Origin of the sequence: Gordonia sp. KTR9 (assembly GCF_000143885.2) — a bacterium.
In the GTDB taxonomy this organism is placed as follows: Bacteria; Actinomycetota; Actinomycetes; order Mycobacteriales; family Mycobacteriaceae; genus Gordonia.
This window is the reverse complement of record NC_018581.1, coordinates 2466687-2481154: the sequence shown is the minus strand read 5'-3', so window position 1 is coordinate 2481154 and position 14468 is coordinate 2466687. Positions and strand designations below refer to the sequence as shown.

The 14468-nt window shown below is 70.0% G+C and carries 13 protein-coding genes; 7 read left to right on the top strand and 6 right to left on the bottom strand.

Annotation, left to right across the window (positions count from 1 at the left end; genetic code table 11):
- Positions 1-1014, bottom strand: coding sequence for a cell division protein ZapE (zapE, locus tag KTR9_RS12060; protein WP_014926589.1), 1014 nt, complete (start codon positions 1012-1014; stop codon positions 1-3).
- Between the two features lie 35 nt (positions 1015-1049).
- On the opposite strand from zapE, the gene KTR9_RS12055 reads away from it, so the two are divergent.
- The 4 genes from KTR9_RS12055 (at position 1050) to msrB (ending at position 5372) form a co-directional block, all read left to right on the top strand.
- Entirely contained in the window at positions 1050-1850 is an 801-nt protein-coding gene (locus KTR9_RS12055; RefSeq protein ID WP_044506547.1) for a pyrimidine reductase family protein, read from the top strand.
- A gap of 75 nt (positions 1851-1925) precedes the next feature.
- Positions 1926-3536 (top strand): alpha/beta hydrolase, encoded by a 1611-nt coding sequence (locus tag KTR9_RS12050; protein ID WP_014926587.1) that lies wholly within the window; start codon positions 1926-1928, stop codon positions 3534-3536.
- Positions 3537-3595: 59 nt separating this feature from the next.
- The gene (locus KTR9_RS12045) at positions 3596-4903 is read left to right on the top strand and encodes a glycosyltransferase family 87 protein (protein ID WP_044506545.1); all 1308 of its coding nucleotides are present in this window, start codon (positions 3596-3598) and stop codon (positions 4901-4903) included.
- A 37-nt stretch (positions 4904-4940) separates the two neighbouring features.
- Entirely contained in the window at positions 4941-5372 is a 432-nt protein-coding gene (gene msrB / locus KTR9_RS12040; RefSeq protein WP_010840903.1) for a peptide-methionine (R)-S-oxide reductase MsrB, read from the top strand.
- Between the two features lie 15 nt (positions 5373-5387).
- Here msrB and hemQ read toward each other — a convergent pair whose 3' ends face one another.
- The 3 genes from hemQ to hemE are packed head-to-tail and all read right to left on the bottom strand — an operon-like array spanning position 5388 to position 8626.
- Positions 5388-6083 carry a hydrogen peroxide-dependent heme synthase gene (gene hemQ / locus KTR9_RS12035; RefSeq protein ID WP_044507882.1) on the bottom strand — a complete coding sequence of 232 codons (696 nt, stop codon included), beginning with the start codon at positions 6081-6083 and terminating at the stop codon, positions 5388-5390.
- A gap of 57 nt (positions 6084-6140) precedes the next feature.
- On the bottom strand, positions 6141-7562 hold the full coding sequence (locus KTR9_RS12030) for an FAD-dependent oxidoreductase (RefSeq protein ID WP_014926584.1): 1422 nt from the start codon (positions 7560-7562) through the stop codon (positions 6141-6143).
- Complete coding sequence (hemE, locus tag KTR9_RS12025; protein ID WP_083888960.1) at positions 7562-8626, bottom strand: uroporphyrinogen decarboxylase; 1065 nt, start codon at positions 8624-8626, stop codon at positions 7562-7564. Before hemE ends, KTR9_RS12030 begins: the two co-directional genes overlap by 1 nt.
- Before the next feature lie 92 nt (positions 8627-8718).
- On the opposite strand from hemE, the gene KTR9_RS12020 reads away from it, so the two are divergent.
- The 3 genes from KTR9_RS12020 to KTR9_RS12010 all read left to right on the top strand — a co-directional run bounded on the left by KTR9_RS12020 (position 8719) and on the right by KTR9_RS12010 (position 11202).
- Complete coding sequence (locus KTR9_RS12020; protein WP_035716956.1) at positions 8719-9345, top strand: DUF3000 domain-containing protein; 627 nt, start codon at positions 8719-8721, stop codon at positions 9343-9345.
- On the top strand, positions 9342-10619 hold the full coding sequence (locus KTR9_RS12015; RefSeq protein ID WP_014926582.1) for an HRDC domain-containing protein: 1278 nt from the start codon (positions 9342-9344) through the stop codon (positions 10617-10619). Before KTR9_RS12020 ends, KTR9_RS12015 begins: the two co-directional genes overlap by 4 nt.
- 154 nt (positions 10620-10773) lie before the next feature.
- Positions 10774-11202, top strand: a complete 429-nt coding sequence (locus tag KTR9_RS12010) for a type II toxin-antitoxin system Rv0910 family toxin (protein ID WP_014926581.1) — start codon at positions 10774-10776, stop codon at positions 11200-11202.
- A gap of 8 nt (positions 11203-11210) precedes the next feature.
- Here the strand turns inward: KTR9_RS12010 and KTR9_RS12005 are convergent, their stop codons facing one another.
- Complete coding sequence (locus KTR9_RS12005; protein ID WP_044507880.1) at positions 11211-12326, bottom strand: carboxylate-amine ligase; 1116 nt, start codon at positions 12324-12326, stop codon at positions 11211-11213.
- A 93-nt stretch (positions 12327-12419) separates the two neighbouring features.
- Positions 12420-14378, bottom strand: coding sequence for a 1-deoxy-D-xylulose-5-phosphate synthase (dxs, locus tag KTR9_RS12000; RefSeq protein ID WP_010840895.1), 1959 nt, complete (start codon positions 14376-14378; stop codon positions 12420-12422).
- Positions 14379-14468 lie beyond the last annotated feature (90 nt).

The window sequence follows — 14468 nt, the reverse complement described above, 5'->3', positions numbered from 1 at the left end:
TCAGGCCGCCGACTCCGCGAACCGCGACAGGGCGAGCAGACGCGACGTCGCGCGCAGATACTTCTTGCGATAGCCACCGGCGAGCATCTCGTCGGTGAAGATCTCGTCGAGCTTCGCTCCCGCGACGGTGACCGGGATGTGTGCGTCGTAGAGGCGGTCGGCGAGCACGACCAGGCGCAGCGCCACCGACTGGTCTTCTGCCGGATGCACTCCCGAGATGCAGACCAAGGAGACGCCGTCGACGAGGTCCTTGTACTTCGACGGGTGCAGCGTGCTGAGGTGGTCGCACAGAGCGTCGAAGTCGTCGAGGGTCGCACCCTCGGTGGATTCGGCGATCGCGGTCAGCTCCGACTCACTGCGCGGCTCCGGTGCCGGCGGCAGATCACGATGACGGTAGTCGGGACCGTCGACGCGAATCGTCTCGAACACGGCCGAGAGTTTGCGGATCTCGCGGAGGAAGTCCTGGGCGGCGAACCGGCCTTCGCCGAGCTGTCCGGGAAGCGTGTTGGAGGTGGCCACCATCGAGACGCCCTTGGCGGTGAGTTCGGTGAGCAGCCGCGAGACGAGCATGGTGTCGCCCGGGTCGTCGAGCTCGAACTCGTCGATACACAACACGGTGTGCTGCGAGAGTCGTTCGACCGCGTTCACGAAGCCGAGCGCGCCGACCACGTGGGTCACCTCCACGAACGTCGCGAACGACTTCGGCGCGGGCATCGAGTGATAGATGGACGCCAGGAGGTGGGTCTTGCCGACGCCGAAACCGCCGTCGAGGTAGAGGCCGACGCCCTGGGACGGCGACTTGCGCGAGAACAGGCCCTTCTTCCCGGAGCGCGCCTTCGACGCTCGCACCACGAAGTCGCGCGCCTTGGCCACCGCTTCGGCCTGCGACGGCTCGTTCGGGTCCGGGATGTAGGAGTCGAAGCTCACGTCGTCGAACGTCGACGGGGGCACCATCTCGTCGATGAGTGCGTCGGGCGAGGTCGCAGGGTTGCGATCGCAGAGTCGGGCCACCATGTGTGGAGAGTAGCCATCCGCGGAATGATGGACACATGTTCCACCTGCAGAAAGCGACCCAGGTCACAACCAATGACGAACTGGACCGGTTGGCCGAGCTCTACCTCTACCCACCTCGTCCGTCGTCGGGTCCCGGGGCAGCCGCGCCGTTCGTACGCGCCAACATGGTGTCGTCGATCGACGGGGCCGTCACCTACGACGGCAAGTCGGGCGGACTCGGTGGACCCGGTGACAAGGCCGTCTTCCGCGTGCTGCGCGGACTCGCCGACATCATCCTGGTAGGCGCGGGCACCGCGACGACCGAGGGTTACGGCCGGCCCCAGCCGGACGAGGCTCTCGCCGCGCATCGCGAATCGTTGGGGCAGGCCCCTGCGCCGGCACTCGCGCTGGTGTCCCGATCGCTGTCGATACCACCCGACTTCGAGCCCGTGTCCGACCCGAACACGGTCATCCTCACGTGCACCAGCGCACCCGCTGATCGTCGGCGAGCGCTGCTCGACGCAGGCGCGACCCTGCTCGACTGCGGCGACGACACCGTGTCGACACCGGCGATCCTGGAGCGGTGCGCCGATCGCGGATGGTCACGTGTGCTCTGCGAAGGCGGCCCCAGCCTGCTGGGTTCACTCGTGGCGGCCGACGCCCTCGACGAACTCTGCCTGACCACGAGCCCGCACCTGGTCGGGGGGAACGCCGGGCGCATCGTGGCCATCGGGGGCTCGGGGTCCGCCGACGGGTCAGCGGTGCTACGCGCCCTGCGTCCGGCGACGATCATCACCGACGACGACGGCTTCGTGTTCACCCGCTGGCTCCGTCACGGCCGCTCCTCGACGCAGTGAGTCGTCGGTTCCACGCCTGACGCGCCGACACCCGGCCCGGGGTCTTCTCGGTCGACGTTGACTACTCTCGCGAACATGCCAAGAGCGCACACCCCGGCCGTCGGCGTAGGACCGAGCACCCGCCCGAGGGCTCTCGCGGGTGTCGTCGTCGGCGCGATCGCGGCGATCGTCCTCTCCTCCTGCGCGGTCGGCCCCGATCGGGGCCCGGACCTGATCCCGGGGGGCGGCGGTCAGCAGGGGCCGGCCCCGTCCTCGTCTACCGCTCCACCGGTACCGGCGCTCGCAGCGCCCAAGACCGATCTCGAGTGGAGCGAGTGCGCGGCCGAGACCAGCGAACGGTACGGGGTCGCACGTCCGGAGGGCGTGACCGTCGAATGCGCCGAATACGACTCGCCCATCGACCGTGACAAACCCGACGGCGAAGCCATCTCGGTGGCGGTGACCCGAGCCCGTACGGCCGACACCCCACCCGATGCCGCGCCGCTCGTCCTCACCTCCGGCTCCGACCTGCCGTCGTCCCGAACCCTGATGGTCATGACGGCCGGGCCGGGCCGGGCACTGCTCGCGTCGCACCCCGTGGTCGCGGTCGACCATCGCGGAATCCCGCTCAGCAGTGACATCGACTGCATGACCCGACTGGAACGCGACACGATCGCGAACAACGGCCTCACCGAACGCGGGACGACCACCGACGCACGGATCTCCCGGCTGGCGGCCGCCGGGTCGTCGTCCTCCGACGGTTGCACGGAGACGCTCACCCCCTACCAGCTGAGCTTCGGGGCGGCGAACGCAGCCGCGGACCTCGAGTCGCTCCGTCAGCGCTGGGGCGTCGAACACCTCGGGCTCATCGGGACCGGCGAGGGTTCCGACGTCGTGCTCAGCTACGCGTCGCTGTACGGCGGACGTGCCGGGCGGATCATCCTGGACACCCCGACGCCGTTCGGCGCGAACGCGCGCGACCGCGCGCAGTCGCAGTCACAGGGCGTTCAGGTCGCCCTGCAAGGCTTCGCACAGCGCTGTTCGGCGCTGACCGGCTGTGCGCTCGGCTCCAACGGAGTCGCGACGATGACCCGCCTGCTGACCAAGGCACGCGCGGGCGACCTCCCGTCGCTGTCGGACACCACCGCCCTCAGCGCGATCACGACGACACTGGCACTCGCCGCGGACCGGCCGCAGTCGCTCCTCGACCTCGCCGACGCGATCGCGGCCGCCGACCGCGGGGAGACCGCGGCGCTCGTCCGCCTCGCCGAACGCGCCGCGACCCTCCGGCTGCCCGACGGCGCCCAGGTCTCCCGCTGCAACGACGTCACCGGACCGGTCGGCCAGAACGAAGTGCCGGGCCTCGTGGACGCGTGGTCGAAGCAGAATCCCCTCACCGGCGCCGACAGCGCGCTCTCGCTCGTCCGATGCAACGGCTGGGCGTCGGGCGATCCGGTCCGGCCACCCACGTCGCTGCCGGCCGACCCGCTGATCCTCAACGGGACGCGCGACTCCATCAACGGCGGTGAGGGAGCCGCCGCCCTGGTCCCGCTGTTCATGAACGCCGGAGCCGAACCGGTGACGGTCACCTGGGATGGTCTGGGCTTCTCGGTCCTGGGACGGAGCGCCTGCGCCGCCGACGTGGTCGTCGAATATGTCGACCGGGCCCCTCTGCAGGGCCCGACCCAGCGCGGCTGCCCGACGTGAGGACGGTCGGACCGCGCGCAGGGTTCTGAGCTCGACGGCGCGCGTAGTACGGTTCGCGGGTGGCCAATCTCGACAGGTATCTCTACCCCCCGATGAGTGCTCAACGGATCATCCCGATGGTCCTGTGGCCGATCAGCCTGCTCATGGTCGTGCACCGCTCGGTGTTCCTGGGGGTCAACGGCGACCGCACCGATGACTTCAAGCCCGTGTACAACGCGGCCTTCAACTTCCTCAACGGTCTGCCTGTCTACGGCGAGAACTACGCCACCGTCGACCCGCACTACCTGTACCCGCCGTCGGGCACCCTGCTGATGGCGCCGGTCGCGGTGATCGACTACGAGCGCGCGCGGTGGGCGTTCATCGCCGTGAGCGTCATCGCCCTGCTCGTCTGCGCCTACCTGCTCACCAGGATGTTCGGGTACGCGCTGAACTCGTGGGTCATGCCGACGGTCCTGTTCTTCTTCTTCAGCACCGAGACCGTCTCGCACACACTGATCTTCACGAACTTCAACTCGTTCGTGCTGCTGGGGCTGATCGCATTCCTCATGCTGATGCTGACCCGGCACGACTGGTGGGCCGGCGTACCGATGGGGTTGACCCTGGCCGTCAAGCCGGTGCTGGCACCCCTCATGCTGCTGCCGCTGCTCAGTCGTCAGTGGCGGGTGTTCGCCCTCACCATCGCGATCCCGGTCGTCCTGACGGTCGTCGCCTGGCCGCTCTCGGTCGATGCGAACGACTTCATCAGCCGAACGGTCCCGTATCTCGGTGAGGCGCGCGACTACTACAACAGCTCCATCGCGGGCAACGGCGCGTACTTCGGTGTCGCCCCGTGGCTGATCCTGCTGCTGCGCGTGGCATTCGTGGTGATGGCAGCGTTCTCGCTGTGGTTCCTGTACCGCTACTACCGCAAGACCAACGAACTGCTGTGGCTCACGGCGTCGTCGGGGGTGCTGCTGTGCACCACGTTCCTCGTCGGCTCGCTCGGCCAGGGTTACTACTCGATGCTCTTGTTCCCGCTGCTCATGACGGTGCTCCTCCCCGGGTCACCGATGCGCAACTGGCCGGCGTGGCTGGGCGTCTACGGGTGTATGACCTTCGACGGCTTCTACTCCGACCGCTGGACCGCGTTCGGCTGGATGGTCGAGTACAACAAGGTCACGTGGGGCTGGTCGCTGCTGATGATCGCGGTGTTCTGCTCGCTGCTGTTCCGCTACCTCGACATGCGGTCCGACGGGGTGACCGGCATGGTGACGCCGGTCCGGTCGGAGTCCGATGCGCCGCGCATCCCGGCCGGTGGAGCCGACGCCTTCGACAGCACGGCGGAGCCCGGCGACAAGGACTCGATCAGCCTGTCGAAACAGCGCTGACACAGTCGGTCCGGACGCGCGCGCTACCGTGGAAGGCATGACCGACAGCACCCCGCGGACCGACACCGAGAATCTCGCCGACCTCACCGACGAGCAGTGGAAGCAGCGCCTGACTCCCGCCGAATACCGGGTCCTACGCCAGGCGGGTACCGAGGCCCCCTTCACCGGCGAGTACACCGACACCAAGACGGTCGGGGTCTATCGGTGCCGCGCCTGCGACACCGAGCTGTTCCGCAGCGAGCAGAAGTTCGAATCACATTGCGGCTGGCCGTCGTTCTTCTCTCCGCTGGCCGGCGACAAGATCATCGAGGTCGAGGACACCTCGCTCGGTATGCGGCGCGTCGAGGTGCTCTGCGCGAACTGCAAGAGCCACCTCGGTCACGTCTTCGCCGGTGAGGGCTACGACACCCCCACCGACCTCCGCTACTGCATCAACAGCATCAGCCTGAAGCTGGAACCCGCCGAGTAGCGACCGTGCCCCGGATCAGGGCAGCGCGTCGATGAGCGCGGGCACCTCTACCCGGGGACCGGTGAAGAACGGCGTCTCCTCGCGTACGTGCATCCGGGCCTCGGTGGCACGCAGGTCACGCATGAGGTCGACGATGCGATGCAGCTCGGGGGCCTCGAAGGCCAGCAGCCACTCGTAGTCGCCGAGCGCGAACGACGACACCGTGTTGGCTCGGACGTCCTTGTACGCGCGGGCCGCCTTGCCGTGGTCGGCGAGCATCTTGCGGCGCTCCTCGTCGGGCAGCAGGTACCACTCGTAGGACCGCACGAACGGGTAGACGCAGATGTAGTTGCCGGGGTCCTCGCCCGCGAGGAACGCCGGGATGTGGCTCTTGTTGAACTCGGCGGGGCGGTGCAGGGCGACATTGCTCCACACGGGGTTGCACGCGCGCCCCAGAACGGTCTCGCGGCGGAACTTCGCATAGGCGGCCTGGATCGGCTCGACGTCGGCGGCGTGCCACCAGATCATGAAATCGGCGTCGGCGCGCAGCCCCGACACGTCGTACACCCCGCGCACCACGACGCCGCTGTCCTCGAGTGACTTGAAGAAGTCCGTGGCGTCGGATTTGGCCTGATCGCGGTCGGTACCCAGTTCACCGGGGCGGACCGCGAACACCGAGAACATCAGGTAGCGGATCGTCGAGTTGAGTTCTGCGTAGTCCAAGCGGCTCATGGATGCCATCGTGCCACCGCCGCCCACACAACTACCAGGCAGGTCAGCGGTGACAGGTCACGTCAGATCGTCGAGCAGCTCGGCCGCCGCGCGGCCGGCCCGGCCGATACACGCCGGTACCCCGACCCCTGCGTACGACGACCCGGCCAGTGCGAGGCGCGGTGGGCGCGCGGCCAGCACCCGCGCCATCGCCGCGAGGTGGCCCGGCGCATAGACCGGCAGCCCGTCGTCCCAGCGCTGCACGTACACGTCGACGACCCGCGACGACACCGGTGCGACGCCGGCGGCACGGCACACCTCGTCGAGATCCTCCAGCGCCGCACGCCGCAACCGGTCGTCGACCCCGGGTTCGGTGGCCTCATCCGGTACCGGCGCACCGAACCGCCCGAACGACGCCCGGACCGACACCGGCCGGTCCGCGCCAGAGGTGTCCGGCCCCGACAGATGGGCCCACTTCTGTGAGCTGAACGTGAACGCCTTGGCGCGCAACCCTTCTCCGGTGCCCACCAGCACACCCGAGTGCTCGGGCAGCGCTGTGCCCGGCGCGAACGCGATCGACACCACGACCGACGAGGCGCGCCGGACGGTCCGCAACGGAACGGACAGGTCCGGCACGGATCGGTGCAGGAGGTCGCCGGCCCGCCAGGCCGGCACCGCCAGGATCACGCCGTCGTACGGTCGCCGGTCTGCGGCCCCGTCCACGTCGAGCTCCCAGCCATCCCCCGACGGAACGAGTTCGGTGACCGGACTGCTGGTGTCGGGGTCGACCCCGGCCGCGGTCCGCAGGGCGTCGAGGAGGATCGCGTAGCCGCCCACGAGTGCACCGAAGACGGGTCCCGACGCGCCCGCACCGGCGGCGATGAGGGCCCCGACGGCCGCCGTGAGCGACGGCGCGCCCGCGTCCAGGCGCGCGGCGAGTGCCGGGAGCGCCTCACGGACCCCGATGTCGCCGGCGAGGCTGGAGTACACACCGCCGAGCATCGGGTCGACGCTGCGGGCGACCACGGAGGGTCCGAACCGTTCGGCGACGAGTTGCCCGACGGACGCGTCGGCGCCGGTCCCCCAGCTCATCGGGCGTTCGGGTTCGCCGGTCATACGCTCGATGTCGGCGGGGTCGGCGAGACCGTCGACCACCGCCGGCCCGGCCGGGATGCCCATCAGCGCCGGACTGGGCAGCGGGTGCAACCGCTCCCCCGACCACACCGCGGGACGTCGCGGAGTCGGTGAGACGACCCGGTCGGCCAGGCCGAGTTCGGTGACGAGTTCGAGCGCCTCGGGGCGCCGGACGATGAACGCCTCGGCGCCGACGTCGACGGGCCGGTCGCCGACGGTCGCCGTGTGCAGCACACCACCCAGCCGTGCGGTGGCCTCGAAGAGGTCGATGTGCGCGTCCGACCCGAGGGCACGACGGAGGCGGTAGGCGGCGGTCAGGCCGGAGATCCCGCCGCCGACGATCGCGATCCGGACCCGCGGGGACATCAGAGGCTGTGGATCACTTCGACGACCCGCGTCAGCACATCCGGGTCGGTGCCGGGAAGCACGCCGTGGCCGAGGTTGAAGATGTGCCCGACCGCCCCGGCCGCGATGGCCCGGTCGCCGTCGGCGACGACCCGCCGTACCTCGGCGTCCACCACATCGGTGCCGGCGAACAGCAGGGTCGGGTCGAGGTTGCCCTGCACGGCCTTGCCCGGACCGACCCGGCGCACGGCCTCCTCGAGCGGCACCCGCCAGTCGACGCCGATGACGTCGGCGCCGACATGTGCCATCGGGGCGAGGAGTTCACCGGTGCCCACCCCGAAGTGGATGCGCGGCACGCCGTATTCGGCGACCTCGGCCAGCACGCGGGCGCTGTGTGGCGCGACGAAACGCTGGTAGTCGGCGGCCGACAGCATGCCCGCCCACGAATCGAACAGCTGGACGGCGTCGACGCCGGCGTCGAGCTGCACGCGTAGGAACGCGATGGTGATGTCGGCGAGACGTGCCATCAGCTCGGCCCACGTCTCCGGATCCCCGTGCATCATCGCCTTGGTTCGTTCGTAGTTGCGGCTCGGCCCGCCCTCGATGAGGTAGGAGGCGAGGGTGAACGGGGCACCCGCGAAGCCGATCAGTGCCGTGGCGTCTCCCAGTTCGCCCAGCAGGAGTTCGATCGCACGGGCGATCGAACCGACCGCAGCGGGCTCCAGGCGCGGGATGCGCGACACCGCGTCGGGCGAGCGCACCGGCTCGGCGATCACCGGGCCCGTCCCGGCGACGATGTCGAGGTCGATGCCGGCGGCCTTGAGCGGCACCACGATGTCGGAGAAGAGGATCGCCGCGTCGACGTCGTGTCTGCGGACCGGCTGCATGGTGATCTCGCAGACCAGTTCCGCGTCGAAGCAGGACTCCAGCATGCCGTGATCGGCGCGGATGGCCCGGTATTCGGGCAGCGAACGACCCGCTTGCCGCATGAACCACACCGGACGGCGTGAGGGGGTCGCGCCGGTGGCCGCGGCGACGAGCGGCAGGTGCGACCTATGGACCCGGGTACCAGTTGCGTTCGACATCACCGCTTACTCTGCCATGCCCCCCCGATCCCGCACGTGTGGTGTCGGCGCGCCTCCGCCGCGCCCGGCCACCCCCGCCCTACGGTCGAACGGTGACCTCTTCGGGAGCTCCGGACGAGCCTGCTGATTTCCGCGCGGCGGTGGAGTCGCTGCATGCTGCCCGGGTCCGCCGCGAGATCGAGGTCGGACCCATCCGCCCGCCGCAGCGCCTGGCGCCTTACAGCTACGCCGTCGGCGCCGAGGTGCGCCCGCCCGAGGACCTCGACGTCGTGCCGACGGATTCACAGGGCAGCGCGTTCGGGCGGCTCATCCTGCTCTTCGATCCCGCCGGCCAGGACGCCTGGAACGGCACCATGCGTCTCGTCGCGTTCCTGCAGGCCGAGGTCGAGGCCGCGCTGGCCATGGACCCCTTGCTGCCCGAGGTGGCGTGGAGCTGGATCAGCGATGCGCTCGGCGTGCCGGTGGGCGCCACCGCCACCCCCGAGGGTTCCGCCCATCGCGTCGACGTGACCGCACTCGGCGGCACCGTCACCTCCACCACGTCGGTCCGCTACGGCGACATCGCCGGACCTCCGCGCGCGCATCAACTGGAGGTGCGGGCCTCCTGGACCGCGCTGACCGCGGACGGACTCGGCAGCCATCTCGAGGCGTTCTGCGATGTCCTCGCCTCCGCCGCCGGTCTCCCACCGGTCGGGGTGACCGAACTCGGCGCGACGTGAACGATCCCGCCCCCGACGAACCGGCCACCGACGAACCGGCTCCGGAGATCACCCCGCTGCTCCGGCCGGCCGGCGGTGTGCCACCGGTGCTGGCGACCGCCACCGAATTCGCCGACGCGGCAGCGGCTCTCGCGGCGGGTAGCGGCCCGATCGCCGTCGACACCGAACGCGCGTCGGGCTACCGCTACTCCCAACGGGCCTATCTGATCCAGATCAAACGACGCGGGTCGGGCAGCTTCCTGCTGGACCCGATCGGCGATCCCGCCGCACTGGCACCGGTGATCGGCGCGTTGCGGGGCCCGGAATGGGTGCTGCACGCCGCCGATCAGGACCTCCCCTGCCTCCGCGAACTCGGCTTCGAGTGCGTCGAGCTGTACGACACCGAGCTGGCCGGGCGTCTCCTGGGCCTGGCGAAGGTCAATCTGGCGGCGATGGTGGCGGAATTCCTCGGGCTGGGCCTGCTCAAGGGTCATGGTGCCGCCGACTGGTCTCGTCGTCCCCTGCCCGACGAGTGGTTGAACTACGCCGCACTCGACGTCGAGGTCCTCGTCGAACTGCGTGACGCGATGGACGCCGCACTCGCCGCCGAGGGCAAAGACGGATGGGCGCGTGAGGAATTCGCCTACATCCTGACCCGCCCGCCGGCACCGCCGCGTACCGACCGGTGGCGCAAGACCTCGAACATCCACACCGTCAAGTCCACGCGGGCGCTGGCAGCGGTACGCGAACTGTGGACCGCGCGCGAGGAACTGGCGCAGCGCCGGGATGTGGCGCCCGGACGCGTCCTGCCCGACACCGCGATCGTCAACGCGGCGACCGTCAACCCCGAGTCCATCGCCGACCTCACGAAGCTGCCGGTCTTCGGCGGCCCGCGCCAGCGGCGCCAGGCCGGCATCTGGCTGTCGGCATTGCAACGGGCCCGCGAGATCCCCGACAGCAAGCTCCCGTCGCGCAAGACGACCGGACCGGGCCTGCCTCCGGTCAGCCGCTGGGATCAGCGGAATCCGGAGGCCGCGGCACGACTGCAGGCGGTCCGGCCGGCGCTGAAGGAGATCGCCGACGCCCACACCCTGCCGGTGGAGAACCTGCTCGCACCCGATGTGGTCCGGCAACTGTGCTGGGACGGCCTGCCCGAGCCGATCACGACCGAGGCGCTCGACGCGCACCTGGCCGCGGCGGGCGCCCGCGCGTGGCAGCGAACCCTCTGTGCCGAGGCGTTGACCCAGGCCCTCCTCGAGGCGGCCCGACCAGGGACGACCGCGGCCGGCGAGTAGCCGCACCCCGCCGACGCGGATCGCTGCGCCCAGCCCGCATCGCGGTCGTCGCGTACATTCGATCCCGACCCGAATGCCATCACCCGAGTATCCGAACCGCCCGGGGGAAGTCATCTTCCCGAGCGGACCACCTTCTCCGGATGGGAGCAGCTCTGTGGCCACAGTCTCCGTCGGCATCGACTCCGACCTCGACCCGAGCGCGGCATGGGCGCTCGCGAGCAACCTCTCGCGCTTCGACGAATGGATGACGATCTTCGGCGGCTGGCGGTCGCCGGTTCCCGAGACGATCACCGAAGGAACCACGATCTCGTCGCTCATCAAGGTCAAGGGTTTCCGCAACGTCATCCACTGGACCGTCACCGACTACGACGAGCCACGGCTCATCGCGCTGTCGGGCACCGGCCGCGGCGGGGTGAACATCGATCTGGCGATGAAGGTCGACGAGATCGTCGACGGCTCCCACTTCGACCTGTCCGCCGAGCTGTCCGGCGGGCTGCTCAACGGAGCGGTCGGACGGCTCGTCGCCAAGGTCCTGGAATCCGATGTGCACAAGTCGATTTCGAACCTGGCGACGCTGCGCTGAACCCACCGTCAATCGGGCCGGCGCAACGTGGCCGCCCGAACGACGGCCAGCGCAGACCCCGACTCCTCGAAGATGCGCCGCTGTCGAGTGGCCCCGTTGCCGTCCCGCCGGACCCGCCCCAGGGCCTGCAGGACGCGCTCTCGGTCACCGAGCCGGTCCAGCGCCGGCGCGACAGTCGTGAGCAACTGGTCGACGCGGGTCCACACGGATGCCAGCGCCCCCGTCGCCGGGTCCAGCGCGTTTCCGTCGACGCCGTCGTGGGCGGCGATCCAGTAGGCAGCTGACAGCAGTGCCGGATCGAGGACGGCGCCGGCCCGTGACCGCCGTCCCCCCTGCCGGAGGTCGTCGAGGGCAGTCATCACCGCGGCTCGGACGAGGGTGGCGAAGACCTGGGTCTCCTCGACCCGCATCTGCACATCGCCGACCCGCACCTCGACGGTCGGCAGATGATCCGATGGCCGGGCGTCCCAGTACAGCATGTGCGGGTCCAGGATCGCGCCGGTCGCGACGAGCAGTTCGACGGTCTCGGCGAAGTGCTCGGCCGACCGCAGGTGTGGTGGCGGTCCCGCCGCCGGCCACCGCGACCACAGCACCGATCGCCAGCTCGCGTGGCCGGAGTCCGCGTCTCGATAGACCGCCGAATTGGCCGCCAGGGCCAGCAACACCGGCAACCACGGGCGCAGCCAGTTGCACACCCCGACGGCGGTGTCGGTGTCGGGAACCTCCACGTGGACGTGGCAACCGCTGATTCCCTGCTCGTGGGCGAGCATGCCGTAGCGTTCGGCGATCGCGCGGTAGCGGCCGGTGTCGGTCACCGGAAACGAGTCGGGCACTCGTGGCGGCACCCCGCAGGCCACGACGTCGACGCCCACATCGTCGGCGGCCGCCGTCAGGATGCCGCGTAGCCGGTGGAGATGATCGCCGATCTTCTGGCTCGATGCCGCCGCGGGCGTGGCGATCTCCACCTGGGAGGAGGTGAGTTCCAGCTCGAGGTCGAGGCCGCGCGCCGACGCCGCCGCAGCCACCTCGCGGTTACGTCCGACCGGCCGTCCGGTCTCGCGGTCGACCAGGACGAACTCCTCCTCGACCCCGAGGGTCGGCACCGGCGGGTCGGTGCGATGCATCCCCGCGGAACCGGATTCGTCGCTCACGGAAAGAAAATGCCCAGCTTCGGCACCGGCCAAACCGGACCTCTCCGGCATTCAACCGCCGGGAGCTCAGTCCTCGGCGCGGCTCTCCGCCGGGTCGGGCGTGTTCTCGATCGCGCGGTCCAGGCCAGGGCCGGCCTGCATGCCCGAGACGGTCGCGGTGATCGACCGGGCGAGGTCCTGAGCGGTCAACCCGAGATCGGCGAGGATCTCGCCGCGGGAGGCGTGCGGGACGAACTCCTGCGGGATGCCCTTGATCTGCACGGGTACCAGTACTTCGGCCGCCGACAGGGCTGTCGCGACTGCGGACCCGACCCCACCGCTGGTGCACCCGTCCTCGAGTGTGACGACCAGCCGATGACGGCGCGCGACCTCGACCACGGACGTCGGGACAGGCAGGACCCAGCGTGGGTCGATGACCGTGGCGTCGATGCCCTGCCTCGCGAGGCGTTCGGCGGTGTCCACGGCCAGTCCGCAGAAGGCGCCGATCGCGACGATCAGCACATCGCCGTCCGCCGGACCGAGGTCACGGTCGGTCCGGTGCAACACGTCGACGCCGTCGTCGAGCCGTTCGACGGCCCGGATGTCTTCGGGGACAGCACCTTTGGAGAACCGCAGCGCCGTCGGACCGTCCGCGACGCCGAGTGCCTCGTCGAACTCCTCGCGGAGCCGGACCGCGTCCCGCGGAGCCGCCACACGGAGACCGGGGACCATCGCCATGAGCGACAGATCCCACATGCCGTGGTGGCTGGGGCCGTCGGGGCCGGTGATACCCGATCGGTCGAGGACGAGCGTCACCGGCTGCTTCAGCAGCGAGACGTCCATCAGCAGCTGGTCGAACGCACGGTTGAGGAACGTCGAGTAGATCGCGACGACCGGATGCAGGCCGCCGAGGGCGAGACCCGCCGCCGAGGTCATCGCATGCTGTTCGGCGATGCCGACGTCGAACATGCGATCCGGGTAGCGCTCACCGAACGGGGTGAGTCCCGTCGGGCCGGGCATGGCCGCGGTGATCGCGACGACGTCGGGACGGTTGGCTCCGGCGTCGAGCAGGGCGGCGGAGAACACCGCGGTCCAGTCCGGGGGTGACACGCTCGTGGGCCGGCCGGTGACCGGGTCGATGATGCCGGTGGCGTGCATCTGGTCGGCGACGTGGTTCTCGGCGTGCGCGTAGCCCATGCCCTTGCGGGTCACGGTGTGCACGATGACCGGGCCGCCGAAGTCCCGTGCCTGACGCAGGGCCGACTCGACGGCGTCGATGTCGTGGCCGTCGACGGGTCCGACGTACTTCAGTCCGAGATCGGTGAACATCGCCTGCGGGGCCAGCAGGTCCTTGAGTCCGCTCTTCATCCCGTGCAGGACCGCGTAGGCGGGTTCGCCGACGACGGGTACCTGCTTGACGACGCGGCGGCCCTCGTCGAGGAACTTCTCGTACCCGGGCTGCAGCCGCAGTCCCGACAGGTGGCTGGCGAGACCGCCGATCGTCGGTGCGTACGAGCGGCCGTTGTCGTTGACGACGATGACCACCGGGCGGTTACAGGCGGCGATGTTGTTGATCGCCTCCCAGCACATCCCGCCCGTCAGGGCGCCGTCGCCGACGACCGCGACCACCGCGCGATGCGGCTGACCGGTCAGCTCGAACGACTTCGCCAGCCCGTCCGCGTACGACAGTGCCGCCGAGGCGTGCGACGACTCCACCCAGTCGTGTTCGGACTCCGCGCGCTCCTGGTAGCCGGTGAGCCCACCGCGCTGGCGCAGCTGATCGAAGCCGTCCTTGCGTCCGGTGACGATCTTGTGGACGTAGCACTGGTGGCCGGTGTCGAACAGGATCGCGTCCGACGGCGAGTCGAAGACGCGGTGGATGCCGAGCGTCAGCTCGACGACGCCGAGATTGGGACCGAGGTGTCCGCCGGTGGCCGCGACCTTCTCGATCAGGAACGTCCGGATCTCCGACGCGAGGGTCTCCATCTCCTCGTCCGACAGCGGCCGAAGATCGGCCGGCGAGCTGATCCGGTCGAGCACACCCATCGTTTCCTCCATAACCCCGTGACGCCGGGTCGGCTGTCGCGCCGAGAACGTCCGGCACATGTCAGGTCAGTCTACGGAAGCATTCGTCGC

Bases quoted from the DNA above. Each gene is read 5' to 3' on its own strand.
- zapE (WP_014926589.1), bottom strand. From the start codon at position 1,014: ATGGTGGCCCGACTCTGCGATCGCAACCCTGCGACCTCGCCCGACGCA.
- KTR9_RS12055 (WP_044506547.1), top strand. From the start codon at position 1,050: ATGTTCCACCTGCAGAAAGCGACCCAGGTCACAACCAATGACGAACTG.
- KTR9_RS12050 (WP_014926587.1), top strand. From the start codon at position 1,926: ATGCCAAGAGCGCACACCCCGGCCGTCGGCGTAGGACCGAGCACCCGC.
- msrB (WP_010840903.1), top strand. From the start codon at position 4,941: ATGACCGACAGCACCCCGCGGACCGACACCGAGAATCTCGCCGACCTC.
- hemQ (WP_044507882.1), bottom strand. From the start codon at position 6,083: ATGAGCCGCTTGGACTACGCAGAACTCAACTCGACGATCCGCTACCTG.
- KTR9_RS12030 (WP_014926584.1), bottom strand. From the start codon at position 7,562: ATGTCCCCGCGGGTCCGGATCGCGATCGTCGGCGGCGGGATCTCCGGC.
- hemE (WP_083888960.1), bottom strand. From the start codon at position 8,626: ATGTCGAACGCAACTGGTACCCGGGTCCATAGGTCGCACCTGCCGCTC.
- KTR9_RS12005 (WP_044507880.1), bottom strand. From the start codon at position 12,326: ATGCATCGCACCGACCCGCCGGTGCCGACCCTCGGGGTCGAGGAGGAG.
- dxs (WP_010840895.1), bottom strand. From the start codon at position 14,378: ATGGGTGTGCTCGACCGGATCAGCTCGCCGGCCGATCTTCGGCCGCTG.